This window comes from Alteromonas sp. KUL106, from assembly GCF_009811415.1.
Taxonomy (GTDB): domain Bacteria; phylum Pseudomonadota; class Gammaproteobacteria; order Enterobacterales; family Alteromonadaceae; genus Alteromonas.
The window spans coordinates 1-25,967 of record NZ_BLIG01000028.1 but is presented as its reverse complement, the minus strand read 5'-3'; the positions used below and the strand labels follow the sequence as shown (position 1 = coordinate 25,967).

Annotated in this window: 25 protein-coding genes; 8 read left to right on the top strand and 17 right to left on the bottom strand. The window is 46.3% G+C overall.

What is annotated here, in order from left to right; genetic code table 11:
* Positions 1-3 precede the first annotated feature (3 nt).
* Positions 4-921 carry an EamA family transporter RarD gene (gene rarD / locus GVO63_RS10825; RefSeq protein ID WP_159492194.1) on the top strand — a complete coding sequence of 306 codons (918 nt, stop codon included), beginning with the start codon at positions 4-6 and terminating at the stop codon, positions 919-921.
* Positions 922-1,001: 80 nt separating this feature from the next.
* Here the strand turns inward: rarD and GVO63_RS10820 are convergent, their stop codons facing one another.
* Together GVO63_RS10820 and uvrD are read right to left on the bottom strand one after the other, a co-directional pair.
* Positions 1,002-2,279 (bottom strand): diguanylate cyclase, encoded by a 1,278-nt coding sequence (locus tag GVO63_RS10820; protein WP_159579796.1) that lies wholly within the window; start codon positions 2,277-2,279, stop codon positions 1,002-1,004.
* Between the two features lie 42 nt (positions 2,280-2,321).
* Positions 2,322-4,493: a DNA helicase II gene (gene uvrD / locus GVO63_RS10815; protein ID WP_159492198.1), complete on the bottom strand. Its 2,172-nt coding sequence runs from the start codon at positions 4,491-4,493 to the stop codon at positions 2,322-2,324.
* A 401-nt stretch (positions 4,494-4,894) separates the two neighbouring features.
* Between uvrD and cysE the strand changes: the two genes are divergently transcribed.
* On the top strand, positions 4,895-5,692 hold the full coding sequence (gene cysE / locus GVO63_RS10810; RefSeq protein WP_159492200.1) for a serine O-acetyltransferase: 798 nt from the start codon (positions 4,895-4,897) through the stop codon (positions 5,690-5,692).
* 68 nt (positions 5,693-5,760) lie between these two features.
* On the opposite strand, the gene GVO63_RS10805 is transcribed toward cysE, so the two are convergent.
* Genes GVO63_RS10805 through GVO63_RS10770 form a run of 8 tightly spaced genes read right to left on the bottom strand, consistent with a single transcriptional unit; the run spans position 5,761 to position 12,086 of the window.
* A complete protein-coding gene (locus tag GVO63_RS10805; protein WP_159579794.1) occupies positions 5,761-6,501 on the bottom strand; it encodes an HAD-IA family hydrolase in 741 nt (246 codons plus the stop codon).
* 20 nt (positions 6,502-6,521) lie between these two features.
* Positions 6,522-7,442: a tyrosine recombinase XerC gene (xerC, locus tag GVO63_RS10800; RefSeq protein ID WP_159579792.1), complete on the bottom strand. Its 921-nt coding sequence runs from the start codon at positions 7,440-7,442 to the stop codon at positions 6,522-6,524.
* 5 nt (positions 7,443-7,447) lie between these two features.
* Positions 7,448-8,143, bottom strand: coding sequence for a DUF484 family protein (locus GVO63_RS10795; protein WP_159492206.1), 696 nt, complete (start codon positions 8,141-8,143; stop codon positions 7,448-7,450).
* The gene (gene dapF / locus GVO63_RS10790; protein WP_159492208.1) at positions 8,140-8,970 is read right to left on the bottom strand and encodes a diaminopimelate epimerase; all 831 of its coding nucleotides are present in this window, start codon (positions 8,968-8,970) and stop codon (positions 8,140-8,142) included. The genes GVO63_RS10795 and dapF overlap by 4 nt, the downstream gene beginning before the upstream one ends.
* A 35-nt stretch (positions 8,971-9,005) precedes the next feature.
* On the bottom strand, positions 9,006-10,256 hold the full coding sequence (gene lysA, locus GVO63_RS10785; protein ID WP_159492210.1) for a diaminopimelate decarboxylase: 1,251 nt from the start codon (positions 10,254-10,256) through the stop codon (positions 9,006-9,008).
* Positions 10,256-10,453, bottom strand: coding sequence for a lipoprotein (locus tag GVO63_RS10780; protein WP_236552125.1), 198 nt, complete (start codon positions 10,451-10,453; stop codon positions 10,256-10,258). The genes lysA and GVO63_RS10780 overlap by 1 nt, the downstream gene beginning before the upstream one ends.
* Positions 10,454-10,504: 51 nt before the next feature.
* Positions 10,505-11,572 carry an MJ1255/VC2487 family glycosyltransferase gene (locus GVO63_RS10775; protein WP_159579788.1) on the bottom strand — a complete coding sequence of 356 codons (1,068 nt, stop codon included), beginning with the start codon at positions 11,570-11,572 and terminating at the stop codon, positions 10,505-10,507.
* Between the two features lies 1 nt (position 11,573).
* Positions 11,574-12,086 (bottom strand): phosphatase PAP2 family protein, encoded by a 513-nt coding sequence (locus GVO63_RS10770; RefSeq protein WP_201281903.1) that lies wholly within the window; start codon positions 12,084-12,086, stop codon positions 11,574-11,576.
* A 421-nt stretch (positions 12,087-12,507) separates the two neighbouring features.
* On the opposite strand from GVO63_RS10770, the gene rraA reads away from it, so the two are divergent.
* Complete coding sequence (gene rraA, locus GVO63_RS10765; RefSeq protein WP_159492218.1) at positions 12,508-12,993, top strand: ribonuclease E activity regulator RraA; 486 nt, start codon at positions 12,508-12,510, stop codon at positions 12,991-12,993.
* Positions 12,994-13,144: 151 nt separating this feature from the next.
* Here the strand turns inward: rraA and GVO63_RS10760 are convergent, their stop codons facing one another.
* From GVO63_RS10760 to mpl, 3 genes are all read right to left on the bottom strand, one after another.
* Positions 13,145-13,954, bottom strand: coding sequence for a S1/P1 nuclease (locus GVO63_RS10760; protein ID WP_159579786.1), 810 nt, complete (start codon positions 13,952-13,954; stop codon positions 13,145-13,147).
* A gap of 2 nt (positions 13,955-13,956) precedes the next feature.
* Positions 13,957-14,589 (bottom strand): flavin prenyltransferase UbiX, encoded by a 633-nt coding sequence (locus tag GVO63_RS10755; RefSeq protein ID WP_159492222.1) that lies wholly within the window; start codon positions 14,587-14,589, stop codon positions 13,957-13,959.
* A gap of 72 nt (positions 14,590-14,661) precedes the next feature.
* On the bottom strand, positions 14,662-16,020 hold the full coding sequence (gene mpl, locus GVO63_RS10750) for a UDP-N-acetylmuramate:L-alanyl-gamma-D-glutamyl-meso-diaminopimelate ligase (protein ID WP_159579784.1): 1,359 nt from the start codon (positions 16,018-16,020) through the stop codon (positions 14,662-14,664).
* Between the two features lie 308 nt (positions 16,021-16,328).
* On the opposite strand from mpl, the gene GVO63_RS10745 reads away from it, so the two are divergent.
* The 4 genes from GVO63_RS10745 to GVO63_RS10730 all read left to right on the top strand — a co-directional run bounded on the left by GVO63_RS10745 (position 16,329) and on the right by GVO63_RS10730 (position 19,603).
* Entirely contained in the window at positions 16,329-17,306 is a 978-nt protein-coding gene (locus GVO63_RS10745) for a class 1 fructose-bisphosphatase (RefSeq protein ID WP_159579782.1), read from the top strand.
* Positions 17,307-17,469: 163 nt separating this feature from the next.
* Positions 17,470-18,000, top strand: coding sequence for an inorganic diphosphatase (gene ppa / locus GVO63_RS10740; protein WP_014947861.1), 531 nt, complete (start codon positions 17,470-17,472; stop codon positions 17,998-18,000).
* 142 nt (positions 18,001-18,142) lie between these two features.
* On the top strand, positions 18,143-18,628 hold the full coding sequence (locus GVO63_RS10735) for a DUF3299 domain-containing protein (RefSeq protein ID WP_159492228.1): 486 nt from the start codon (positions 18,143-18,145) through the stop codon (positions 18,626-18,628).
* 27 nt (positions 18,629-18,655) lie between these two features.
* Positions 18,656-19,603: a dihydrodipicolinate synthase family protein gene (locus GVO63_RS10730; protein WP_159579780.1), complete on the top strand. Its 948-nt coding sequence runs from the start codon at positions 18,656-18,658 to the stop codon at positions 19,601-19,603.
* On the opposite strand, the gene GVO63_RS10725 is transcribed toward GVO63_RS10730, so the two are convergent.
* Both GVO63_RS10725 and GVO63_RS10720 read right to left on the bottom strand, forming a co-directional pair.
* Positions 19,600-20,298, bottom strand: coding sequence for a 2OG-Fe(II) oxygenase (locus GVO63_RS10725; protein ID WP_014975360.1), 699 nt, complete (start codon positions 20,296-20,298; stop codon positions 19,600-19,602). The genes GVO63_RS10730 and GVO63_RS10725 overlap by 4 nt on opposite strands.
* A 23-nt stretch (positions 20,299-20,321) precedes the next feature.
* Positions 20,322-20,741, bottom strand: a complete 420-nt coding sequence (locus tag GVO63_RS10720; RefSeq protein ID WP_159492232.1) for a thioesterase family protein — start codon at positions 20,739-20,741, stop codon at positions 20,322-20,324.
* Between the two features lie 182 nt (positions 20,742-20,923).
* Between GVO63_RS10720 and GVO63_RS10715 the strand changes: the two genes are divergently transcribed.
* The gene (locus tag GVO63_RS10715; protein ID WP_159579778.1) at positions 20,924-22,426 is read left to right on the top strand and encodes an Hsp70 family protein; all 1,503 of its coding nucleotides are present in this window, start codon (positions 20,924-20,926) and stop codon (positions 22,424-22,426) included.
* Between the two features lie 75 nt (positions 22,427-22,501).
* Here GVO63_RS10715 and GVO63_RS19515 read toward each other — a convergent pair whose 3' ends face one another.
* Positions 22,502-22,669: a hypothetical protein gene (locus GVO63_RS19515; protein WP_014947869.1), complete on the bottom strand. Its 168-nt coding sequence runs from the start codon at positions 22,667-22,669 to the stop codon at positions 22,502-22,504.
* A gap of 203 nt (positions 22,670-22,872) precedes the next feature.
* On the bottom strand, positions 22,873-25,704 hold the full coding sequence (gene uvrA, locus GVO63_RS10710; protein WP_159579776.1) for an excinuclease ABC subunit UvrA: 2,832 nt from the start codon (positions 25,702-25,704) through the stop codon (positions 22,873-22,875).
* Positions 25,705-25,967: the final 263 nt, after the last annotated feature.

The window sequence follows — 25,967 nt, the reverse complement described above, 5'->3', positions numbered from 1 at the left end:
GCCTTGTCAAAGCAAGCCAGTGCCGCTCAGATCGGTGTAATCTGTGCTATTGCCGCATACAGTATGTGGGGCGTAGCGCCTGTTTACTTTAAACAGCTGATGGTATTGCCAGCCGCTGAAATATTGATGCACAGGGTGATTTGGTCAGTTATTTTGTTAATTGCGCTTATTGCCGGGTTAAAGCAGTGGCCTAAAGTGGGGGCCGCGTTTCGCAACAAGCGGGTAATGCAAATACTGTTTGTTGCCGGATTGCTGCTCGGGGCAAATTGGCTTCTGTTTATCTGGGCCATCAATAACGACCATCTTCTGGACGCGAGTTTGGGCTATTACATTAACCCGTTAATTAATGTCTTTTTAGGTCGACTGTTCTTAGGTGAGAGACTGCGTAACCTTCAGCGTGTTGCTGTTGGGCTTGCCGTTATTGGCGTAGCCATTCTCATCTTCTCGTACGGTCACGTGCCGTGGATTGCGTTGGTGCTCGCCGGTAGCTTCAGCGTATATGGCCTACTTAGAAAACAAGTCGCGGTAGATTCACTACCAGGTCTTTTTATAGAAACCTTAATGTTATCGCCGTTGGCGATTATTTACTGGGTTTTCTTCGGCTCTGAATACAGCAATTTATTTAATAACGACGTTACCTTGAACATGCTCATCATGGCCGCGGGTATAGTAACCACGGCGCCATTGTTATGTTTTACCGCTGCAGCAAGACGGATAATGTATTCAACATTGGGCTTCTTTCAATATATCGGGCCAACCCTCATGTTTGTTCTTGCCGTATATCTATACGGTGAACCGTTGGAGGAGTCGAGATTAGTGACTTTCGGCTTTGTATGGGTGGCACTTGTTTTGTTTAGCGCAGACTCGCTGGTGAACTATCGCAATCAGCGTCAGGCCAGAAAAACTGCAGTTGAGCAATAGTACCAGTCCGCTGGTATCAGTATAAAGAGGCGTAGTTTACAGGTTATTGAATGGGTCAGTGGAGTGCGCTGTTTAAATCGTTAAAACAGCTTGTTTTGTTGTTGGTCGGGGGTGTCAGGTGGTTCACACTTCACTTGATTACGGCCGCTATTTTTCGCTGCGTAAAGCTGCTTGTCCGCTAAGCTCAATAGCTTATCAACTCGCTGGGTGTGGGCACCGCTTACCCCAATACTACAGGTAACCTTTATGTTGGTTTTAGGAAGTTGAATTACTTCTGCTTCGACGACCTTTCTGAAATCTTCTAAGCGTTCGCACGCCTCGTCAAGCGGTGTGGAAGGCATATAAATACAAAACTCTTCGCCACCAAATCGAGATATGATTTCGTCTGGAAAATAAAACTCAATCAGTGCCGCTATGGCTTTTAATACAACGTCGCCGGCGTCATGTCCGTAGGTGTCGTTAATGGACTTAAAAAAGTCCAAATCGATAAGGGCAAGGGCGTGAGCGTCAGATAAGTTTTGGTGCTGTACCGTAAGCATATAGAAAAAGTGACGCCTGTTGGGTAAGCCTGTCAGATAATCCGTATTGGCAACCCGACGAATTTCTTCCACACTCTCAATATACTCAACGTTTTGCATCACGCGGCACAAGAACTCTTCGTGACAGTAGGGCACACGAAGAAAGTCGTTGGCGCCACTTTTGATAAAGTGGGCTGACATGAGCATGCCCTTTCCTCCGGCTATGCCCATTATTGAAAGCTGTTCTTTTGAAAATGCTTTTCTCAAACTGGCGACAAAATGTGTTCCGGTCATATCGGGAAGGGTATTGTCGGTAATAACAAGGCGCACATTGTTGTTCTCAGACAAGCATTGCATGGCATCTGTGGCCGTTAAGCATTCAAAAGCGATAAAGTTGTGGCGCTGCAGCAATGAAACCGTTCTCGTACGCAGCACTCGATTAGTGCTTACTACCACTACGCCGGTGGACTTGTTTTTTTCAAGGCGACTAATAAGGCGGTTTAGGTAATCGTAATTCTGTGAGTTTTCTTTGGGAATATAATCGACTACGTCTCGTTCAAGTACTTTATCGCGAATCGCATTGTCCAGGCTTTCTGTGGTGGCTATAGTTGGAATAAAAGAGTCCACCGCAAAGTCGATAGCTTCGCCTTTAGGTGCATCGGGAAGTGAATATGCAACAATAGCGCACAAAAACGTTTCGGGTACGTTTTTAGAAAACCGCGCTTTTCCTTCCGTCAGCGACGTCGCGCCAACGGGCGTAAGACCCGCACGGCGAACGAGCTTCGCGATGAGTTCAAGGTTGCCTTCACCATTTTCGATGATCAGCACGTGTTGCTGCATACATTCCAACTTAGATAAAGGCTGCCTTGCCACGTTTAAAATTTACGCTTTCTCCAGCTTTGCGTAAGCAAGTACTAGCCATTTGCTGCCAAATTCATCGAAGTTTACTTGAACTCGGCCGTGCTCACCACTGCCTTCATAGTTAAGGACAATACCTTCACCAAATTTACGATGAACAACCCGTTCGCCTAAACTAAAGCCCGTTTCTTCAAAACTCGCATGTGACGTTGCTTGACTAAAACGATTATGTATCGGTCGCGATATCGTAGACTTTAATCTAACTTCTTCTACGCAGTCCGTTGGCATTTCGCGAATAAACCTAGAAGCAGTGTGATACTTATCCTGGCCATACAGTCGACGGCTTTCGGCGTAAGTGATATATAACTTCTGCATTGCCCGGGTCATTCCAACATAGCAAAGTCTGCGCTCTTCTTCCATTCGACCAGGTTCATCGTTAGTCATTTGACTCGGGAACATCCCTTCCTCAACACCAGCCATAAATACAAGTGGGAACTCCAGACCTTTTGCGGTATGGATAGTCATCATTTGCACCGCGTCTTGATCCTTATCGGCCTGCGTCTCGCCGGCTTCAAGAGAAGCGTGAGCCAAAAACGCCGCAAGTGGCGTCATTTCTTCAGCTTCGTCGGGTACGATAAACGTTTTACACGCAGTGACAAGTTCTTCCAAGTTTTCTATTCGGGCTTGCGCTTTTTCACCACGCTCAGCTTGATACATAGCATATAGACCCGATTGCTTAATCGCCTTATCAGCTTGCTGGTCCAAAGGGGCGTCTATTGTGGCCTGCTCAAGTTCTGTGATGAGCAGCACAAAGCTTTGCATTGCGTTTAATGCTCGGCCTTTAAACCCACCTTCGTTAATGAGTAACTGGCAAGCCTGCCACATTGAACAATTGTGCGCGCGTGCGGTGTCGCGAACTTGTGAGAGAGTTTTTTCACCAATACCACGACTTGGCGTGTTTACCACCCGCTCAAATGCGGCATCGTCATGTGGATGGCTGACCATCCGCATGTAGCCCAAGGCATCTTTAATCTCTTGGCGTTCGAAGAAACGCAATCCACCGTAGATGCGGTAGGCTAAACCTTCATGAAGAAGCGCTTCCTCCAGAACTCGCGACTGGGCGTTATTTCTGTAAAGAATGGCTGTATCGCTTAAGGCATTACCTTGATTAAGCCAGTCTTTAATCTTGGAAACGATAAATCGCGCCTCGTCCAGTTCGTTAAAACCGGCATACACAGAGATAAGCTCGCCTTGTGCGTCTTCGGTCCATAGCTCTTTACCAAGACGGCCCGTATTATTGTCGATGACGGTATTTGCGGCCTTTAGAATATTGCCAGTGGAACGGTAATTCTGTTCAAGACGAATGGTATTGGGCTTATCAAAGTCTTTGAGAAAGTGCTGAATATTATCTACGTTTGCACCACGCCAGCCATAAATAGATTGGTCGTCGTCACCCACTATCATAATGTTGTTAGTACCACCGCTACACAACATGCGAAGCCACGCGTACTGAATGTTGTTTGTATCTTGAAATTCGTCGACCAATACCGCGCGAAAACGGCGTTGGTAATGAGCGAGTACCTCAGGGTTTTTGGCCCACAATTCGTGTGCGCGTAACAACAGTTCGGCAAAATCAACTAAACCAGAGCGGTCGCAGGCATCTTGATAGGCCGCGTAGACTTCACGCATCGTTTTTTGAATATGGTCGCCGTGTGTCTCAATATGCTGAGGACGCAATCCTTCGTCTTTGTTGCCATTGATATACCACTGAATTTGGCGGGGGGCCCAATGCTTTTCATCTAAGTTCATGGCTTTCAGAATTCGGCGAATTAACCGGTACTGATCGTCAGAGTCGATAATCTGGAAGTTTTCCGGAAGATTTGCCTCTGCGTGATGAGCGCGCAGCAGGCGGTGTGCAAGACCATGGAAAGTACCTATCCACATGTTGTGTAGGCTGCGACCCATTAATGACTCTATACGGCCGCGCATTTCTTTGGCCGCTTTGTTAGTAAACGTAACGGCCAATATTGAAAAAGGCGCGATGTTTTCGACTTCCATCAACCACGCAATACGATGCACTAAAACGCGGGTTTTACCACTACCTGCGCCGGCAAGTACTAAAGCATTAGACAATGGGGCTGCTACTGCTTCACGCTGTTTATCGTTAAGCTCGTCTAGCAGTCGAGATACATCCATAATGTGGTACCTGTTGGTTGATAGTTTTATTCTTACAGCAACCCGTTATTATGCCACCTGACTGTGAATTTATACAGTCCAGTTTTCTATCACTGACGCAAAGGTCATGTTTTTTCCTTACACACATAACTACTCGAGAAAGGCATTAAGCGTGATTGTCGCAAATTGCTGCAGTTAGATCTTGTAGGCCTTTGCTATAACAAATTAATAAGATAGTTTGATCGAATTAGACGCTTCCGCGGTATCACATCGGTATTGTGTCATATCAAACTCAGGTAAACTCTAGGCCTGAATCTACTTATTTTACATTGCAACATTCAATCGTAGGTTAATGTTGTTTAGCGGCGGCTAACAAACCAAACTTACAGTACGTGACACCTTTATTTTAATGGAACATGCTCATGACCGCACTTTCCACGCCAATCGACTTTTGGTCGACGCTGAAACAAGAAGCGCAAGTTGTTGCAGAAAACGAACCTTTGCTGTCCAGTTATGTGCATGCCAGTGTACTTGCGCACCATAACTTTGAATCCTCGTTGAGCTTTATTTTGTCAAACAAAATGGCCGATGACGTTATGCCTGCTATTGCGATTCGTGAAGTTTTTGACGAAGCGTATTTATTAGAGCCTAGTATCAGTGAAGCTGCTACTGCAGACATTCTTGCTATCAAAGCGCGCGATGCGGCAGTTAATGATTACCTCACGCCTTTACTTCATTTTAAAGGTTTTCACGCGGTACAAGTTCATCGCATGGCACATTATCTTTGGGTACATGGTCGCCATCAGCTCGCGCTATTTTTGCAAAGCCGTAATTCAGCCAGTTTCGGCGTTGATATCCACCCTGCAGCCCGAATAGGTAAGGGTGTTATGTTCGACCACGCAACGGGCATAGTGGTGGGTGAAACCGCGGTGGTTGAAGACAACGTGTCTATTTTGCAAAGTGTAACGCTTGGTGGTACCGGTAATGAATCGGGCGATCGCCATCCTAAAATTCGCCAAGGCGTGTTAATTGGCGCTGGCGCAAAGATTTTAGGCAATATCGAAATAGGTGAAGGTTCGAAAGTCGGCGCAGGTAGCGTTGTGCTCAATAGCGTTCCTGCTCATGTCACGGTAGTGGGTGTGCCGGCGAAAGTAGTGGGAAGGCCGGTTTGCCAAAGCCCCTGTGAATCCATGCGCCAAAACGTGCTAGAAGACAACTAAAATCGTGGGGCAGAGTACATTTTCCCGTTCGTCTTTTGTAAAAATGAAAAGTACTCTGACCCCAATATTTACAGAAAGTAAGTTAATTCGTTAAGGTCATCTAATGCTATGTGAGGAAGCACGCTCACCGGTTCATTAGCTAACTTCATTTGCCTGTTGCACGCAAACCAAGCCGCCTGATAGCCAGCGTTTATTGCCCCCTTCACGTCTTTAATAAGGTTGTCGCCTACATGCAGGATGTGTTTTGGCGCTATGCCTAGGTGGTCTGCGGCTTCATCGAACATTTCACGAGCCGGTTTCATGGGGCGAGTTGTACTGGCATGCAGGATGGTCTCAAAATACCCCTCGATACCTATTTTTTGCGCGTTAACATTGCCATTCGTAATACCTATTAGAGGTCGCTTGTTACTAAGTGCTTTAAGTACATGATGTACATCGTCAGCAAGGTCAAAATTGCTTCTGGCGTCATAAAAGCAATTAAAACAGGCCTCTACAGCATCGCTTAATTCACCGCGATTGTTTACTTTAACATCGAGTTTGTCGGCAGAAGTGCCCGATAACGCGGCCGTCAATACTACCCGTCTTAGCTGCCCCATATCTGAGGCCAGGCGCCTATCTTTGGCTATAGCGGCACGTTTCAGTTGTAACCAGTCTTGCGACGTTAACTTAGCCGCTTCAGGATGGTATTGCGCAATATGCGCCTGAAGTGCCTGTTCGGCCCGACGAATGATGGGGTCGTTATTGTAAAGCGTGTCGTCAAGGTCGAATGTCATGGCGTCGATGTGGTTGATAGACCTAAAAAACTGCATGGATAAACCTTATTTAAGCTTTATTTTTTGTGTGCGCGCGGGTGAGCTGCGTCATAGACATTAGCGAGATGCTGGAAATCGAGATGAGTATAGACCTGTGTCGTTGATAAGTTAGCATGGCCTAACAGCTCCTGAACCGCCCGCAAATCGCCGCTGGATTCTAATACGTGCGTAGCAAAAGAATGGCGCAGTTTGTGAGGGCTTACTTTTTGTGACAGAGACTGTTCTTGTGCCATTTTATCTAAGCGATTCGCTACCTGCCGGTTGGAGATGCGGGTTTTACGTTTACTCACAAATACGGCACTTTCGTAGGGTGACGCGTAGGCTGACCGCACTTTTAACCATGCATTTAATGCTTTTTGGGCATGTCGGCCCAGGGGGAGTATGCGTTGTTTGCTCCCTTTCCCCATTACTTTTACCGTACCGTCTTTTAAACAGTCAGCTAAGTTTAGTCCGGTCAGTTCGCTTAATCGAAGTCCGCAACCATACATGAGTTCAAACATAGCAATATCTCTTAACTGCATGCCTTCATCGTCGTCGCTGCTTGAAGGTGACGCATTAAGTAGCTGCTGCATTAAGTCTACGCTTAGCTGCTTCGGTAAAGGTTTCCCTTGTTTAGGAGCTTGAATGCCTTCTACGGGGTTGCTAAAAAGCTGCTTATGATCAATTAAATACTGACAGAAGGTTCTAAGTGCTGACAATCTCAGTGCAATACTTCGAGGGCTATGTCCCGACATTTTGGCATCAGCCATAACCCGCTTTATGTCGCTCGGGGTAAGACCAGACCATTCGTCAAGATTCAGTAGCGTAGCAACCTCAGCAAGTTGGCGCCTGTAGTTTTTGATAGTATGAAGGGAGAGCCCTCTTTCTACCTGCAGGTGGAGTAAAAATTTATCTAGCCATGCTTGGCAAGGCGCGCTCATTATTGCGTCCGTAGACACTTCCTCTAATATCCCATCATTTCAGGTAGGATAATATTGAGCACTTGCTGAAGCTGCTGGAGTAAAAGTGTATCCATATCGGGCGTAAAGTGGCTGGCGTCGCTGCTGCTTATACCCAAAATGCCCAGTTCGCGATTGTCGCCAAGCAACATGAGCGCAACAGATTCAGCGGGACTTTCCCCAAACAATAATTGCCGCTCGTGCTGAGATAAACGGCCAAAGAAGAAGTTAGTATTTTTGAAGCGCTTTTCCGTAAACAGACGCTGCTGCAATTCTGGGATAGCGTGAGGGCCCTTAAAACTTTTTATTACCGCCGATGACAACTGCAAACGCTCTTGAAGCACGTCTTCTAAGGTGAACTGTACTTCTGCCACGCTCTCACAGCGCAAAAGCTGCACGTTTAAATCGGTGTAAACGCGATAAATTTTTTCATTTTGTTTGGCAATGCTAACCAATTGATTGAGTTTGAAGTTTAGCTGTCTAACTTTTTGTCGCAGCTGCTCGCCTTGTATTTCTACTAGCGATACGCTGCCTTTGTGCTCATGAGGAAGCTTGATTTTTTCTAGCAAATCAGGGTGTTGAGCGAAGAAGTCGGGGTTCTCTAACAAGAAAGTGCGTACATCTGAAGCTGACAATTCAGACGCGTCATTAAAAGGCTCAATTAATTGCGTGGCGTTAGACTGCCCCAATACGTCGCTCATAAGTTTATCTGTCCGTCATATACGTGTTCGGCAGGCCCTGTCATTTTTAGAACGTTATCCGGGCCGGGCCAGCGTATACGTAAGCTGCCCCCGGGTAGGTCTACCCGTACATCTTTACCTAATTTACCCTGTATTTGACCAATTGCAACTGCTGCGCATGCACCGCTGCCACAGGCCAGGGTTTCGCCAGAACCGCGCTCAAAAACTCTTAGCTTAATGTGAGATTCGTTGATGATCTGCATAAAGCCTACGTTTACGCCTTCAGGAAAGCGCTCGTGTTTTTCAACAAGTGGGCCTATTTCAGCGACGTTAGCAGTATCAACATCATCAACTTCCATCACACAATGTGGATTACCCATTGAGGCAGAACCGATAAATAGGGTGCTTTCGCCTACGCGCAAAATGTAAGTATTTTCTTGCTTATTCGCTTTAAGGGGAATGTTGGCCGGTTCGAATTCTGGTTTACCCATATTCACGGTAACCTGGCCGTCTTTTTCGAGGTAAAGCACCATCTTACCGGCTTTGGTGCTGACCACTATTTTGTTGCGGTTAATTAACCCTTTTTGCTTAACGAAGCGCGCAAAACAACGTGCGCCGTTGCCGCATTGCTCTACTTCGGAGCCATCCGCATTAAAAATGCGGTAGTGGAAGTCTTGCTCTGGGTCGTAAGGCGGTTCAACCATCAACAGCTGGTCAAAGCCAATGCCGAAATTACGGTTAGCCAATTGCTGAATTTTTTCTTTGGAGAAAAATACGTTTTGAGTAACGTTATCAATTACCATGAAATCGTTACCCAACCCGTGCATTTTTGAAAATTGAACCTGCATTAAACGCGCATCTTTCTTGTTAGTTTGTCTCTAGTTTACGGAAGTTTATGCTCACCTTGCCAGAGATCTTTTTGTTTTTCTCTCTCGCGAACCACAATCGCCTTTTCGCCATCAACCATGATTTCTGCCGGACGGCAGCGGCTGTTGTAGTTTGACGCCATAACAAAACCATAGGCGCCAGCGCTACGAACGGCAAGTAAGTCGGTAGGCGCTATGGCTAATTCACGATCTTTGCCTATAAAATCGCCGGTTTCACAAACGGGACCCACAACGTCATATATCCTCGGTGTTGCGGTGCTTTCCTGTTTGACGGGAATGATTTTTTGCCACGCAGAGTAAAGTGCAGGGCGCAATAAATCGTTCATCGCCGCGTCTACAATAGCAAAGCTTTTTTCTTCGCCTTCTTTAATGAATTCGACTTCTGTCACCAAGATACCCGCATTTGCGGCAATAGCCCGGCCAGGTTCAAGAATAAGCTTCAGGTTTTCACGGCCAACCATTTTTTCGGCCATTGCCTCAGCGTAAGCTTTAGGGTGAGGTGGTTTTTCATCGTTATAGGTAACGCCTAGGCCGCCACCTACATCTAAGTGCTCAATAATGATGTTTCGCTCTGCCAATTCATCAATAAGCACTAACAGGCGTTCTAACGCATCAACGAATGGGCCAATTTCAGTTAATTGAGAGCCAATGTGACAGTCCATACCCACTACATTCAAATTGGGTAAAGAGGCCGCCAATTCATAGGTAGCTAGGGCGCGTTCGCGGGCAATCCCAAATTTATTGGCTTTCAAGCCCGTAGAGATATATGGGTGAGTTTTCGCGTCTACATCAGGATTAATACGTAGTGAAATAGGGGCTTTTACGCCTAATTCACCGGCCACCTCGTTAATACGATGAAGCTCAGGCTCAGACTCTACGTTGAAGCACATTATACCTTGCTGTAGTGCATAGCGGATTTCGTCATGCTTTTTACCTACACCTGAAAATACAACCTTGCTGGCATCACCACCGGCTTCAATTACCCGGGCGAGTTCACCAGCAGAAACGATATCAAAGCCCGATCCCAGTTTAGCGAGAACGCTTAAAACACCAATGTTAGAGTTAGCTTTAACGGCATAACACACAAGGTGAGGGTGCTCACCAATCGCATCATTAAACGCGTGCCAATGGCGCTCTAAGGTAGCACGTGAATATATGTAAACGGGTGTTCCGTATTGAGCGGCAATATCAGAAACAGCCACTTGTTCAGCATGAAGCTGTCCTTCGCTGTAGGCAAAGTAATCCACTAGTTCTGTTCTCCAGGAGTAGTTGCGGGGGAAATGTTGTTATCGCCAGAGGCCGCACCGGTTTCTAGCGTGTTAGAAGACGCTGGGTCAGCCGATGTGTTTTGTTTAGGCGCTTCAGGAATATAAAGCGCTCCTTTATAACCGCAGCCACATAATGCTGTGAGCATTAGCAAGAAAACCACTGACTTTTTAAGCACGAAAAATCCCGCGAAGAATACGACAAATGCCGCTATCATCGCATTGCGGTATTAAATTGCAAGAGCCAATAAGCGTTCTTGCGTTTTATCACCGTATCGAACGTTTTTCCATAGCGCGTCACATAGGCTTTGGGTGTCGGAAAAGTCTTTGTTTTTGAGCCAGTCGATCAGAATTTGAGGGTTGTCTGGAAAAGTGATCGCTTCGTTATCTGGGGCTTCAAGCCACTCCTCCACAATGTCGGTGTCTAGTTGAAAAAGCGTATGGCATAAATCAAGTTGGTCTAAGGTGAGTACGTTAGACAATTGCTCAAATTGACCATGCAACGGCTTGATAAGGAGTTTTTTCCCTAGTTGCAATGCTTCACTGGACAGTTCGAAACCGCCATTTGCAATGACGCCATTACAACGCTCGAGCGCTTTTTGAAAATGTTTCTTAGACGTCGGGTGCCAGTGTATGTGTCCTGCTTCTTTGGCTTCATCAATGTTGGGATGAAAACACTGAAAGATTTGATCGCTCAGCGGTTCGAGCATTTGTTGAACATCGTCGATGTCTTCAAAAGGAAGATACACTAACACATGCCCCGTTCCTGGTGATAAAACGGGCTTTTCAGCTACAAACGGCGGTATGATAGGCTGATTGAAATGATACCAATGAACACCTAACTGAAGCTCAGTAGGGGCGAATACTTTCATGAGCAAAGTGTCAAAAATGGTATTGCCTCTTTTAGGGACGTTGTAGGCAAAGGCGGCTTGATGACTAATGGAAATAGAAGGCAAACCTTGGCGTTTGGCAGCCCATGCGGTAACAGGTTCAAAATCGTTAACCAATAAATCATAGGCACTGGTATCAAAGGCTTTTACGTCTTGAATTAACCGACGTACGTTAGCCTCTTTTACCGTAGCCCACTTATCTACGCGACCCGCCTTTGTAATAAAGCTCAAGCCGGTATAAGTTCGGTATTCTCCGAATACTTCCATGTCGAAGTATTTTTCTGGTGCACGCCCCGTAAATACAAAATCTACGCTAATGTCGTCGCGCTCCGCGAGCGCCGATGCCATTACGCGAGCCCTTGCAATATGACCATTTCCTGTGCCCTGCACACCATATAGTAATTTCATGCTACCCCAGAATTGAAATGCTCAACGTTGCAATTATGACACCAAGAAATGACCCAGCTACTACATCGGAAGGATAGTGAACACCTAACAACACGCGTGATAAACCAATTAACGCCGCCCAGCCATAAGCAAGTGCGGCGAATGGCGGATAATAATGTGCGATTATGCATGCCATTAATGTGGCTGCAGCAGTGTGACCGGATGGGAGTGAAAACTTGTCGGACGGGGTAACATGTGCCGTTAAATTCATTAGAAAATCACAAGGGCGCGGGCGCTTGAACATTTTCTTAAGCAGCACATAAAGGGGTAACTCAAGCGCGTAAGCCATCAGCGCTGTATATAGGAAGAGCTCACCGTGCTCAGGCTCAAACGCCCAAAGCAGCATACCGATTACAAAGTACAAGTATCCGTCGCCGGTTTTTGAAAGCCAAACGATCGTTCGACAGTCTCTTTTTTGCGTCAGTTTGTACAAGCGATAAAATAAGTCTGTATCGTATTTGGTCAAGGATTTCATCAACATCGCCTTGTCCCCTATCGGTTAATTACTGCACAGGCTAAGGTTTATCTGTGACCAGTGGGTGACGAAAAAAAGAAACTTTTTTGACAGCTAAAGTAAGGTTTGTCTTGCCCTTCGGTTTCAGATGTTGAAAACAGCTAAATAGGCGGGTTATGGGTCACGTATATTTGAGGTGAACAATAAAGTGATACCTATCGATAACCCTACTAATGTTTAGAATGCAATGTATAAAGCATTAAGCAAAATACGTGCACATTGCTGCATAAGAGCAAAATGAGATCGACTAAATTTGACAAAAGTGGAAAATAAGTCGAAAGGCACTAAATCAACCATTTGCATTGCCACGTTTAATGCTATGCTAGGTGTAAACTGCACAGAGAAATTTATCCCTCTTCTCAATTTTTAGTAAGGCAAAATAATGGAATACAACACATCTGAATTATGCGATTTGTTTGCTGACAGCGTTGACGTGGTAGATCCAATTTTCGCGAGCTTTGGTGGCCGGTATTCTTTCGGTGGTGAAATTACCACGGTGAAGTGCTTTGAAGATAGAGGGCTAATTGACCGCGTTCTGGCGCAGCCCGGTGCAGGCAAAGTGCTATTGATCGATGGCGGTGGTTCAAGTCGACGGGCCCTGTTCGATGCATCTTCTGCACAAGTGGCTATTGATAACGATTGGGAAGGTGTGGTGATTTACGGCAGTGTTCGCGAAGTAGATAGCCTAGCTGAGCTAGACCTTGGTGTACTGGCGGTAGCCGCTATTCCTGTGAATGCTGAATGTGAGAGTACGGGCGAGGTAGACGTGCCGGTCAACTTCGGTGGCGTAACGTTTTTACCAGAAGATCATCTTTATGCAGACAGCACGGGTGTGATTCTTTCCCCTGAGCCGCTAGATTTAGATTAACGCTCGCCCGCGAGCAGACGCTAGCTGCTTTGAAAAACAGAGAAATTAAAAACGGAGGCTTCATGCCTCCGTTTGTGTTTCTACTTGTGCTTATCACCGTTAAATGCAGACTGGTATCAACATGGCCTGCGACGGTAGACATTATGTGAAGTTACTTGTTCGCTTCGTCAAACACCTGGTTCAGATACATAGCAATGCGAATACCTGCCATTTGTAAACGCTTTTTAGCGGTAGGCAAATGGTTATACAGATAGTCGTAGCTCATATTATTCGCATCAACCGGGTAAATGGTATCGCGAATAGCGGTGCTTTCTTCAATCCATACCATCGGGTCCGTGGTTGCCCAGCTGCGAATGTCTTCAGCGTGAATGGTTTTTGTAAGCCATTCAGTCCACTCTGAATAAGACAAGTCGCGCTGATCTAACATTTGTGAATCCCACACGCGGTGCAAATTAGAGTCTTGCCAGAAGAAGCGTACTTTTACATCGTTACCTCCACGGTCAGTGCCGTTACCGGCGTGCAATGGTTGATGCAGGTCGCCAATAATATGCACAATAAACTGAAGGGCTAGGCGCTTTTCTTCAATGCTGGCTGTGTCGCTTTTCAAGGTTTGGGTGAATTGCGTCAAAGCAGTAACTGCATCACCTTGCTTAGGCGCGCCCACTTCTTTATATGTTTTACCCTCAGGTACAGATACATAGTGCCATGGGCTAGCCGTTTTTTGCCAAAATTCGCTAGGGTCAGAACGCATTTCATCAGCATGGGTAGACGCTTCAGCGAGAGAGCCATGAGGTAATAGCTCCACAAGCGCAGCCTGTGAGAGCGGGCTAAGGTATTGCTCGGCAATCGCGCCAGTTACACGATGCCCTGTCTGCCCCCAACCAAAAGCGGGGGAAGCAATAAATAATGTAAAAAGTGTGCTCAGCGCAACTGCGCATGTCCTGTTTTTAAACGCGAGCATGATTAATCCTCAGAATGTTTAGATGATTGGTAGCCCCACCTTGCAACAAGCGATTGTTCAATTCCAAGGTGATCAAGTATGCGCGCCACGACAAAGTCAACCAGGTCATCGATAGTCTTCGGATTGTGATAAAAGCCCGGCGCGGCGGGCATAATAGTAGCACCCATTTGTGACAGCTTAAGCATATTTTCTAAATGTATAGAAGAAAGCGGCATTTCGCGTGGCACTAAGATAAGTTGACCACGCTCCTTTAGTACCACATCTGCTGCACGTTCAATGAGATTGTCGCTTGCACCGATACTTATGGCAGACAAGGTGCCAGTAGAGCAGGGACACACCACCATTTTCGCAGGCGCCGCTGAACCAGAAGCAACAGGAGAAAACCACTCTTCTTTACCGAATACTTTAATTTGGTCGGGCTTTGCACCGCAATGTTCGGTAAAAAAGGCCGCGGCTTCATCAGGGCGTCCAGGAATTTTGACGTTCTCTTCAGTGGCAAACACCACTTTGGCGGCTGAAGAAATAAGAACGTAGACCTGATAATCTGCATTCACTAAGGATTTTAGTAATGTAAGCGCATAAGGGGCACCCGATGCGCCGGTTATAGCAAGTGTGACTTGCTTATCGTGTTTCATTGCATTGCCTCTGTAGACACTCTTTCTTGTTATTAGCCGGTTGGTGTTAGCGACTTTACGTATCTGTGCTTTTTATAATTTACACTTCGATGTTAAGGCGTCTAAAATTCGACCGTGTATTCCCTCAAAGCCGCCGTTACTCATTACAAGTATATGGTCGCCCGGTCTTGCTACGTTGCAAACACCTTGAACGATCTTCTCTACTTCTTTAAAGCATTGCGTTGGCGCACTGCTATGGGCCACTGAATCAACCAATGACCAGTCCATGCCCTCTGGCTCGTACAGGTACACTTCATCGGCTTTTTGCCACGAATTTGCCAGCGTATCTTTATGAACGCCCATTTTCATTGTGTTAGAGCGAGGCTCTAATACCGCCAAAATTCGAGCATTACCGACCTTTTTACGCAATCCGTCTATTGTCGTTGCTATGGCAGTGGGGTGGTGAGCAAAATCGTCATAAACGGTGATGTTGTTTACTGCGCCTTTTACTTCCATTCGGCGCTTAACGTTCTTAAAAGAAGATAATGCGTGTATCGCATCGGATAAGGTCACCCCTGCATGGTGAGCAGCTGCAACAGCCATCAAGGCGTTATCTACATTGTGTTGACCCACTAGCGACCATGTAACAGTGCCGGCAATAACGCCGTTATGCAGCACGTTGAATTCACTGCCGTCTTTTTTAAGTAATTCCGCATGCCATTCTTTACCTAACGATTGGCGAGACGACCAGCAACCTTTCTTGAGCATGTCTTCAATCGCTGGCGTGCTGTTTGGCGTAAGAATAAGGCCGTTTTCTGGCACCATGCGAACCAGGTGATGAAATTGAGTTTGAATAGCGCCAAGGTCAGCAAAAATATCTGCATGATCAAATTCAAGGTTGTTGATAACCAAGGTTTTCGGGCGATAGTGAACAAACTTAGAGCGCTTGTCGAAAAACGCGCTGTCGTATTCGTCAGCTTCAATCACGAAAAAAGGGCTTTCGCCCACGCGGGCAGATACGCCAAAGTTCTCCGGAACGCCGCCAATCAAATAGCCAGGATTAAGACCAGCGTGTTCTAAAATCCACGCCACCATGCTGCTGGTTGTCGTTTTACCGTGAGTGCCTGATAAGCCAATTACCCAACGGTCTTTTAATAGGTTGTCAAGCAACCACTGCGGGCCGCTTGTATAGGGCAGGTTGCGATTAAGTACGTACTCAACGGCGGGGTTACCGCGCGACATGGCGTTACCAATCACCACCATATCTGGTGCGGGATTAAACTGACTTTCACAATAGCCTTCAGTAAGCTCGATGCCTAACGCTTCAAGCTGGGTGCTCATAGGAGGATAAACGTTCTTATCTGAGCCAGTTACTTTGTGGCCAAGTGATTTAGCAATGGCAGCGATGCCACCCATAAAACTTCCACAAATGCCTAAAATATGTACATGCATAGCGCATTCTCAATGAATTATCATGTTATTGGGGTACTGTATCAGAACCCCATGGCTTATAGATAATTCAATTTTCATCATTCAATAAATGTCTTAAGCCGTTGTAAAACGTGAAACACCTGAGTATCTATAGCGCGCAAACTGGTATGGTGTGTGTATGACCTTTTAAAGGCGTGTTCCACTTAACTAAGAACGCGGTTACAATCTAACCACAGGTTTAGAACCTGTGCGCTTCAGACAAACGCCGGTAAGGAAAGCTGAGCGACTGCTAGCGCAACACCCTACACACAAAAAAAGGCTTACATTCAATGAAACGTTTAAATTCCCAATTGCAACAAGACGGTGCACCGCTTGAGTTAATTCTACTCATTCGTACACTGCTAGCGGGCTGTAAAGAAATTTCTTTCCGCGTGAGTCAAGGCGCACTTGCTGGCGTGCTCGGTTCAACTCTTTCAGAAAACGTCCAGGGCGAAACACAGAAAAAGCTCGATGTTATTTCTAATCAGATCCTCAAAGACACGCTAAGGGAATCGGGCTACGTGAAAGCCATATCGTCTGAAGAAGAAGACGATGTTGTTCCGTGCAATCCAGAGGGTAATTACCTTGTGAGTTTCGACCCGCTTGACGGTTCGTCTAATACTGAAATTAATAGTCTTATCGGGACTATTTTTTCTATTGCTCACGCTCCGCAGTGGATGAAGCCAGATGACCCGTCTGCTTTCCTGCAGCCAGGTACACAGATGGTTGCTGCAGGGTACGTACTTTATGGCCCTTCAACGATGTTAGCGCTGACGACGGGGCGCGGCACACATATTTATACGCTTGATAAAACCCACGGCGGTTTTCTGCTTACTCACCCGAATATTCAGGTGCCTGAGCAAACATCTGAATTTTCAATTAACGCATCGAACCAGCGTCATTGGGAACCGGCCATGCAGGCGTATGTTGCAGACCTTTTAGCGGGTAAAGATGGCCCGCGCGGCAAAGACTTTAATATGCGCTGGGTCGCGGCAATGGTGGGGGATATTCACCGTTTGTTGTGTCGTGGCGGTATTTTTATGTATCCGTTCGATAACCGAGATCCATCGAAGCCAGGTAAATTGCGACTGCTTTATGAAGCCAACCCAATGGCGTTTTTGATGGAACAAGCCGGTGGTAAAGCGGAAACTGGCAAGGGTCGAATTTTAGAAGTGATGCCTGAAGAAATTCACCAGCGCGTACCATGCATTATCGGCTCTAAAGACGAGGTCGATATGTGCTTAAGCTATAACGACGACGGAAAATAATGAAAAAATGGCCCAAAAGGGCCATTTGTTTATAAAAAAGCGGCAAAATTTAACGAAAAATAAAGAGATTAGTACGACATGGGTCGTAAAGCGTTTTTATTTTGCTGTTGTCACCGTATACTTACGACCAAAATTTTTAATCCATTATTGAAAGGACCTAAGAATGAGCTTGAGCGCTATTTCTGCTGGTAAAAATGTACCAGACGAAGTGAACGTAATCATTGAGATTCCAGCACACGCTGACCCGGTGAAGTACGAAGTAGACAAAGACACAGGTGCACTATTTGTTGACCGTTTCATGGCAACTTGCATGCACTACCCAACTAACTACGGTTACGTGAACAACACCTTGTCTGAAGACGGTGACCCAGTTGACGTACTTGTAATGACACCGTTCCCACTACTTGCAGGTTCTGTCATTAAGTGTCGTCCAGTTGGCGTACTAAACATGACTGACGAGTCTGGTAAAGATGCAAAAGTACTCGCGGTACCGGTAGACAAGCTTTCTACTATCTATCGTGACGTTAAAGAAATTGCAGATGTACCTCCGCTTCTTCTTAAGCAAATCGAGCACTTCTTTGAGCACTATAAAGATCTTGAAGAAGGCAAATGGGTGAAGATTGACGGTTGGGCAGACGCTGCAGCTGCAAAAGAAGAAATTACCGCAAGCATCGCGCGTTTCGAAGCAGAATAATTCACGCTGCTTTAAATTAATGATACAAAGGGCTGGTGTAATACCAGCCCTTTTTTGTTTGTAGTGAAAAAGTTTAAGTCAAAAACGAAAATCAACAGCTAAAACAAAAAAGCGGAACGAATACTCAACGATAGAGAGCAGTATGACCTACCTAAAATTATCCGTAACCTCATTGTTCGCTGTACTTATGATGGTTGTAACCTTTAACGCTTTGGCAGACGAAGCGCCTATTGAGGTATATTGGGAAGACCTCGTGCCTGAAGGCTTTAACGAACTTGCACCGCCTTCAGTTCAGCACAATGGCGAAATGAGTCAACTTCAGCCTGACGCGCCGGTTGTCGATACCTTTGATGGCAAACGGGTGAAAATTCCGGGTTTTGTCGTGCCGCTAGAAGGTACGGCAGAGCTAACCACTGAGTTCTTACTTGTTCCGTATTTTGGCGCCTGTATTCACGTACCACCGCCGCCGTCTAATCAAATAGTGTACGTAAAATTTGAAGAAGGTGTGCGGATAGATAATATTTACGACGCGATTTGGGTAACCGGCGAATTATCGACTGACGGTTGGAAAGGCGATATTGCGTCGGTAGGTTATCGCTTAACGGGCGAAGCCGTAGAAGGGTTTTAAGCTTTAAAAGTTTAAAAAGGATATCAGGTGTTTACAGGTTTATCAGCGTTTCCCATTACTCCCTTCAAACAAGAAGCTATTGATTACAAAGCATTTCAAGGGCTTGTTGAGAATTTAGCTTCGGCGAACGTAGATTCAATTTGCGCGATAGGCTCTACTGGGCTGTATCCTTATCTAACGCGAGAGGAAAAGTACGACGTAGCCAAGCTCGCCGTCGACCACGCAAATGGCATTCCTGTCATGGCAGGCGTTGGGGCGCTGCGTACTTATGACGTGTTAAAAAACGTTGAAGCTGTGCAGCAAGCAGGTGTTAATGCTGTGCTGTTAGCACCAGTTTCCTATCAAGTGCTTAACGAAGAAGAAGTGTACGGCCTGTATGAGGCAGTGAGTCACGAGGTATCTGTGCCTATCTGCGTTTACGAAAATCCTCGCGTGACTAATTTTACCTTCAGCGATGATTTATACCGCCGCATAGGCAAATTGCCGAATATCGGGGCGATTAAAATACCCGGTACCCCGTTTGCCAAAAGCGCAATGGATAATAGTTCCAGCAAGGATATCCCACCCTCTGAAGCAAGCAGTAGCGAAGGCGCTCGTCGATTAGCATCATTACGAGAGATAATGCCTGCACACATTGCTATAGGCGTGAGTGGTGATAGTTTTGGCGCAGCAGGAATGAGTGAAGGTTGTGACCTCTGGCTCTCTGTTATAGGGGGAATATTTCCGCGAACCGTAATGCGCATAATCGACGCCGCTCAGTCTGGCAATGCTGTGGATGCACAGGCTCAGTCACAAGCGTTAAGCGGAATATGGAGCATGTTTGCGAGCAATGGCGGTGGTTTGCGTGTGGTTGCTGCCGCGGCAGAAATTTTGGGCTATTGTGAAACGCCTAGCTTGCCTGCACCCTTCTTACCTATCGATAAGAGAGAGTACAGCGAGCTTGAACGCATTGTCGCGCTGTTGTCGTTAAGCTAGCCTTGCGTATAAATCTGTTCAGCGCGGTTAAACAGAAGCCACGACGTTAGAATGTACTTGTCGTTACTTTTTGGAATTTGGCCGCGATGCGTGTGCGTAAAATAGGCGGGCGCAATCACCATTCTGCCTGCTTTGGGCTTAACCGCACGGTTTTGATAATAAAATTCCGTCTCGCCGCCTTCTTCCACATCGTTTAAGTAGTACATAAACAGCAATACGCGGTGCAGTGCATCGTTATGTTGAAGCTGTGGATAGACTTCTGAATGCCAGTACGGGTAGCCACCATTGCCTGCGGTGTAGCGCTGCGCATTTACATCGCCAACCCGAAACAGGTAATTCACCAAGTTCGCCAAATTGGGTTTGCCCACTTCATCAAAATTTTCACCTGTTACTTTTACCGGTTCACCAGTTTTGGGATGGCGTACGGTCAAGCCAATAGGCCCAACAAGCGCAAAATAGTACTTTTCAATGTAGGAGACCAGCTGCTGCCCAGTGTGCTGCATCACTTGCTGAAATAAGTCTTTAAATTCCGGGTTGCGGCTTATCGACACATCCATGCTGCGCTTTTTATCTAAGTCGACGCCACCGCCGGTGCGCCCTTGAGACAAATTAGGGCTGCTTTCAAAGCGTTCCATGAGTTGTTTGCACAGCTCTGGGGGTAACACATCATCAATAACTTCAATTAAATCGCTCATGGTATACCTCTTACTGCGCTTTATTACTTAGTGGGTATGTCTTTAAAGTGTGACGCAAGTTCTGACTTCACATTATCCGGAATAGGCGCAGAACGCTGCGTTTTATAGTCAAAATGCACCATGGTAGTCACGCCCGTTGAGCATAGCTTATCGTCTTGCCACAGTTCTTGAAACACATCGAATGCACTGTTGCCCAGACGGCTAATATAGGTTTTCACTGTAACCGGCTTGCCATAGAAAATCTGAGCTAAAAAATCGACCTTATAACTGGCTAAAATGAGTGGCCAGTTTTGTAAGTCTAGCTCAGGGGTAAACATTCGGAAAATCGGCTCTCTGGCGGCTTCAAACCACGCAACTAATGCCGTATTACTGACATGCTGTAGGGCATCGGTTTCACAAAAACGCACGTCGAAAGATGTGACAAGTGGTGCTGTATTACTCATAAATATTTATAGGTGTTATAGGTTTGGTTTCCACTCTAGCATTATGGAAGGGAGTTTTCAGTAAGCCCTTGTGAAAGTGATTGTGTTTAACGTAAATCGTCGTGTTTTGATTACCTTACAGGGGTGTGCCGTCCGGTCCTTTTGCATTACAATCCGTGTCTAACTTTTTGAGCGAACATACTATGACTGCGATTGGGATTGACTACGGTACATCAAATTCTGAGGTTGTGTATTTTGATGGAACGGCCCATCAGCACATTAAACTTGACCCGCTAGATAAGAAGGGCAATAAGATCCGTTCTTCGGTGTTCATCTACTTTGAAGATGAATTACCGCCGCCGCCCGATGCCATGGTTGAAGCGAAAGTGGCACAGCTACAGCGCGTTATTAGCGAGCAAATAGATAAGGCAAAGGACGGCTATTATTCGGCAAAAGACCCAAAAGAACAGGCGATGTATAGCGATCGTATCGACTCACTGCGCGGCGATCTGCACAACAAGCCTGCTTTACAGCGCAAAGCGATTGCACAGCTGATGCATGCCATGTCGCTAGACGAAATTCCTTTGCTGCGTTTAGTTGAGCATGGCAAGTTTGCGTTTGGTGAAGAAGGGTTTAGACGCTTTCTTAAAATGCCTGATAAAGGCCGACTTATTTACTCACCTAAGAACTTTTTAGGCGCCTCGCTAGACAACGACCAAAAACAAGCGTTCATCGGTATTATTGCTAAACAGCTTGCATACTTTAAACAGTGTGCAGAGCAGCAGTTAGGCAAAATTGTGAATAATGCGGTTATTGGCCGACCCGTAAAGTTTCACGGTACCCGTGGTGAAGAAGGGAACGCTCAGGCTATTCAGATTATGACTGAAGCGGCGACAAAAGCCGGGTTCACAGGGGTGAATTTTTTAGATGAACCCATTGCCGCCGCCTATAAAATAGAGCAAACGCTGCCAAGAGAAACCACCACGCTGATTGTAGATATTGGTGGAGGGACGACGGACATTTGCTGTATTAAGCTGTCTCCCGAACGGTCGAATCAGCTTGATCGCAAAAGCGATGTACTGTCGGTAACAGGCAGGCGTTTAGGCGGTATGGATTGTGATAAGAGTCTGGTATTAAAAGGTATTGCGCCTGAAATGGGAATGGGCCTTAAGATGATTAATGGGCTTCCCGTGCCGCCCACCTATTTCTCAGATATGTGTGCGGTTGATAACATTCCGGCACTGACACGTTTTTTCTCTGACGATTACGGGTTAGATATTTCTCAAACTATGTCAGTGATAAAAGAACCTGCACAACTAGAGCGCCTGCTGATAGTTCAAGAAAACAAGCTGTCTGCCCGCGTAGTGAACTCGGCCCGATTAGCCAAAGAGCTGCTTTCGAGCAAGCAGAATATTACTTTGCCGCTTCACTATATCGAAGATGATTTTGACGTGGAAATTTCCCAGGAATCACTTAAAAAGGCGTTAAAACCCTGGCTTGATAAGGTGAAAGCGCTAGTGGTGGAATGTTTAGAAAACAGCAGTGAAAAGCCAGAAGTGGTGATGATTACAGGTGGTATGAGTTTATCGCCAATTGTCGTTGATGCGCTGTATGAAAACCTGCTTACCGGTTTACCCCGATTAGAGAATGATGCTTTTAACTCGGTGTGCGAAGGGTTAGCTATTCAAGCGGCGAAACACGCTTAATCACGCGCAATTGCGTTTATATAAGCAATACTAAGCCTTAGCGTAGTAACACCTACTACGCTAAGGCTTTTTTGATCAATGCTTAAGGATATTGTGCTCTTTTAGATAAATCGCGATGGCCTCAGGCGACTCGAAGGCTTTTAACAGCATTTCTTGTGCGCGTGCTTTCACATCATTGTCTTCTGATGACGAAAGCAGGTGATACCATGTCTTCACTAAGGCTAATGGTGGCGTTTGAGTCATTGGGTTTCGCTCCAGCAATTCTTACTGCAAAATTCACATAAATCATCGTAACGTATGATTTGCCAAAACAAGCTCTGACCAGCGTGGAAAACATGCAAATAAACGTTAACGCGCACTTTTTACAAACCGCTGTGCAAATTACACAGCGACCTGACAGAAAAAACCAGTACGCTTAACGCTTACGAATTCGCATCGTTACTCGTTCAAGCTTGTGTGAGCATGGGTTTAAGGAATCGTCCAGTATGCGAAACATCTTGTTGTGCCACATGCTCAGGTGTTCCCTCTGCAATAATCTGGCCACCTCCGGATCCGCCCTCTGGTCCAAGGTCGACAATCCAGTCTGCGGTTTTAATCACATCTAGGTTATGCTCAATAACCACAACGGTATTACCGTGATCGCGTAGTCTGTGAAGCACGGCCAACAACTGCTTAATATCGTGAAAGTGCAAACCTGTAGTTGGCTCATCCAAGATATAAAGTGTTTGCCCAGTGTCTCTTTTTGATAACTCTTTTGCCAACTTGACGCGTTGCGCCTCACCACCCGACAACGTGGTAGCAGCTTGCCCCAGTCGAATGTAAGACAAACCAACATCCATAAGCGTTTGTAACTTGCGCGAAATAGCCGGAATAGCGTCGAAGAACTGACGGGCATCTTCCACGGTCATTTCCAACACTTCATGAATGTTCTTGTCTTTGTACTTTATCTCTAAGGTTTCACGGTTATAGCGCTTGCCTTTGCATACGTCGCACGGCACGTAAACATCCGGCAAAAAGTGCATTTCTACCTTAATCACACCATCGCCCTGACATGCTTCACACCGCCCACCTTTCACATTAAAGCTAAAGCGGCCAGGTTTGTAGCCTCGTGAACGCGACTCTTGCGTGCCTGCAAACATTTCACGAATAGGTGTGAAAATGCCAGCGTAAGTCGCAGGATTAGAACGCGGCGTTCTACCAATTGGACTCTGGTCAATATCGACGACTTTGTCGAGCTGGTCCAGACCGGTCATACTTTTGTAAGGGGCGGGTTCAGCCGTCGTCGCTTTATTTAACTCTCGCTGTGCAATTTTATAAAAGGTGTCATTAATCAGCGTTGACTTACCTGAGCCTGATACACCCGTTACACAGGTCATTACGCCGGTAGGAATGCGCAAATCAACAGACTTTAAGTTGTTGCCGCTCGCGCCTAAAAGCGCTAACCACTTGTCGTCTTTTACCGGTGTACGTGACGCAGGTACTTCAATCTTCTCTCTGCCAGATAGATACTTACCGGTAAGTGAGTGTTCACTGTTCTTGATGTCTTCTAGCGAACCTTCGGCAATAATTTCACCACCATGCACGCCAGCGCCAGGGCCGATATCTACGATATAGTCGGCTTCGCGAATCGCATCTTCGTCATGCTCTACGACGAGCACCGTGTTACCTAGATCGCGCAAATGGGTAAGCGTGCCCAGTAATCGCTCGTTATCCCGCTGATGAAGGCCAATTGACGGCTCATCTAATACGTACATTACGCCCACAAGACCTGCACCAATTTGGCTTGCTAATCGAATACGCTGAGCTTCTCCACCTGATAGGGTGTCGGCGCTGCGCGACATCGAAAGGTAGTTAAGACCCACGTTTACTAAGAAGCGCAAGCGATCCATGATTTCTTTTAAAATCTTTTCGGCGATTTGTGCGCGTTGACCTTCAAGTTTTAATGTTTCGAAGAAACCAAACGCGTCGGCAATAGACATGTCAGCAATGGCGGGCAGGTTAGTGTCTTGAATAAACACGTTGCGCGCTTCTACACGCAAGCGCGTGCCGTTACAGCTACTGCAGTGTTGCTGGCTTAAATATTTAGCTAATTCTTCGCGCACCGAATTAGATTCAGTCTCGCGATAGCGGCGCTCCATATTTGGAATAATGCCTTCAAAGGGATGTTTGCGCTCCATGACATCGCCCCGCTCGTTAATATACTTAAACGAGAGCGATTTTCCTTTCGAACCATAAAGCACAATATCTTGATGTTCTTTCTCTAATGCTTCAAAGGGCACGGTAAGGCTGAATTTGTAGTGTTCTGCAACTGCCTGAAGCATCTGGAAATAGTAGTAGCTGCGTTTATCCCAGCCGCGAATAGCACCGCCTGACAGACTTAATTCCGTGTTACCTACTACCCGTGCAGGGTCGAAAAACTGTCTTGTGCCTAACCCGTCACACGTCGGGCAAGCTCCTGCAGGGTTATTAAACGAAAATAGACGAGGCTCAAGTTCGCTAATGCTGTAACCGCAGTGCGGACAGGCAAAATTGGCAGAGAATACAATTTCTTCTGCGTCTTTGTCGTCCATGTCTGCCACAACCGCGTTACCGCCGGCCAGGCTCAAAGCCGTTTCGAACGATTCGGCCAAACGCAGCGCCATGTCGTCGCGAACTTTAAATCGGTCGACCACCACTTCAATAGTGTGTTTCTTGTGTAAATCGAGAGGCGGGGGATCGGATAAGTCACATACCTCACCGTCTATACGCGCTCGAATAAAGCCTTGCGCTGATAAGGTTTGCAAGGTTTTCACGTGCTCGCCCTTACGTTCTTTCACGATAGGCGCCAGCAGCATAAGCTTACTGCCCTCAGGCATAGCTAGAACTTTGTCGACCATTTGGCTGACCGTTTGTGCATCGAGTGGCACATCGTGATCAGGGCAACGAGGCGTGCCAACGCGGGCAAACATCAAGCGCAAATAATCGTATATTTCGGTGATCGTACCCACGGTGGAGCGAGGATTGTGCGATGTTGATTTCTGCTCAATGGATATTGCAGGCGATAAACCCTCAATATGATCAACATCAGGTTTTTCCATCATAGATAGAAACTGACGCGCATAGGCAGATAAAGACTCAACGTAACGACGCTGACCTTCCGCGTAAAGCGTGTCAAATGCAAGAGACGATTTACCCGAGCCTGAAAGGCCGGTTATCACCACCAGTTTGTCTCGTGGCAGTGTTAAATCGATGTTTTTCAAGTTGTGGGTGCGAGCACCGCGAATTTCGATTTTATCCATTGAAGCCTAGATGAGAGAAAAAGAATCAGTATGCCATAGGTGTCAAGTAAAGTGATATGACATTCAAGTTATACTGTAAGTGGAGTGAGTAGATCACCTTGCTAGCTCAAGCGGTTTATTACAACTCACCATGATGCCTTGTAAAATGGTGCTCTTGTCTCCACTTTTAAACCCCTGAAAAAGCAGAAGGGTGAAATCAGCCGCTTAAGTTTAGGTAAAAAGCCAATTGCATTAATCGAATTTAAGGTAAGTGGGCGCAAGTG

Excerpts from the sequence above, each read along its gene's own strand:
- GVO63_RS10820 (WP_159579796.1), bottom strand. The coding sequence starts at position 2,279 with ATGCAGCAACACGTGCTGATCATCGAAAATGGTGAAGGCAACCTTGAA.
- uvrD (WP_159492198.1), bottom strand. The coding sequence starts at position 4,493 with ATGGATGTATCTCGACTGCTAGACGAGCTTAACGATAAACAGCGTGAA.
- cysE (WP_159492200.1), top strand. The coding sequence starts at position 4,895 with ATGACCGCACTTTCCACGCCAATCGACTTTTGGTCGACGCTGAAACAA.
- GVO63_RS10805 (WP_159579794.1), bottom strand. The coding sequence starts at position 6,501 with ATGCAGTTTTTTAGGTCTATCAACCACATCGACGCCATGACATTCGAC.
- GVO63_RS10795 (WP_159492206.1), bottom strand. The coding sequence starts at position 8,143 with ATGAGCGACGTATTGGGGCAGTCTAACGCCACGCAATTAATTGAGCCT.
- dapF (WP_159492208.1), bottom strand. The coding sequence starts at position 8,970 with ATGCAGGTTCAATTTTCAAAAATGCACGGGTTGGGTAACGATTTCATG.
- GVO63_RS10775 (WP_159579788.1), bottom strand. The coding sequence starts at position 11,572 with ATGAAATTACTATATGGTGTGCAGGGCACAGGAAATGGTCATATTGCA.
- GVO63_RS10770 (WP_201281903.1), bottom strand. The coding sequence starts at position 12,086 with ATGAAATCCTTGACCAAATACGATACAGACTTATTTTATCGCTTGTAC.
- rraA (WP_159492218.1), top strand. The coding sequence starts at position 12,508 with ATGGAATACAACACATCTGAATTATGCGATTTGTTTGCTGACAGCGTT.
- GVO63_RS10760 (WP_159579786.1), bottom strand. The coding sequence starts at position 13,954 with ATGCTCGCGTTTAAAAACAGGACATGCGCAGTTGCGCTGAGCACACTT.
- GVO63_RS10755 (WP_159492222.1), bottom strand. The coding sequence starts at position 14,589 with ATGAAACACGATAAGCAAGTCACACTTGCTATAACCGGCGCATCGGGT.
- mpl (WP_159579784.1), bottom strand. The coding sequence starts at position 16,020 with ATGCATGTACATATTTTAGGCATTTGTGGAAGTTTTATGGGTGGCATC.
- GVO63_RS10745 (WP_159579782.1), top strand. The coding sequence starts at position 16,329 with ATGAAACGTTTAAATTCCCAATTGCAACAAGACGGTGCACCGCTTGAG.
- ppa (WP_014947861.1), top strand. The coding sequence starts at position 17,470 with ATGAGCTTGAGCGCTATTTCTGCTGGTAAAAATGTACCAGACGAAGTG.
- GVO63_RS10735 (WP_159492228.1), top strand. The coding sequence starts at position 18,143 with ATGACCTACCTAAAATTATCCGTAACCTCATTGTTCGCTGTACTTATG.
- GVO63_RS10725 (WP_014975360.1), bottom strand. The coding sequence starts at position 20,298 with ATGAGCGATTTAATTGAAGTTATTGATGATGTGTTACCCCCAGAGCTG.
- GVO63_RS10720 (WP_159492232.1), bottom strand. The coding sequence starts at position 20,741 with ATGAGTAATACAGCACCACTTGTCACATCTTTCGACGTGCGTTTTTGT.
- GVO63_RS10715 (WP_159579778.1), top strand. The coding sequence starts at position 20,924 with ATGACTGCGATTGGGATTGACTACGGTACATCAAATTCTGAGGTTGTG.
- GVO63_RS19515 (WP_014947869.1), bottom strand. The coding sequence starts at position 22,669 with ATGACTCAAACGCCACCATTAGCCTTAGTGAAGACATGGTATCACCTG.
- uvrA (WP_159579776.1), bottom strand. The coding sequence starts at position 25,704 with ATGGATAAAATCGAAATTCGCGGTGCTCGCACCCACAACTTGAAAAAC.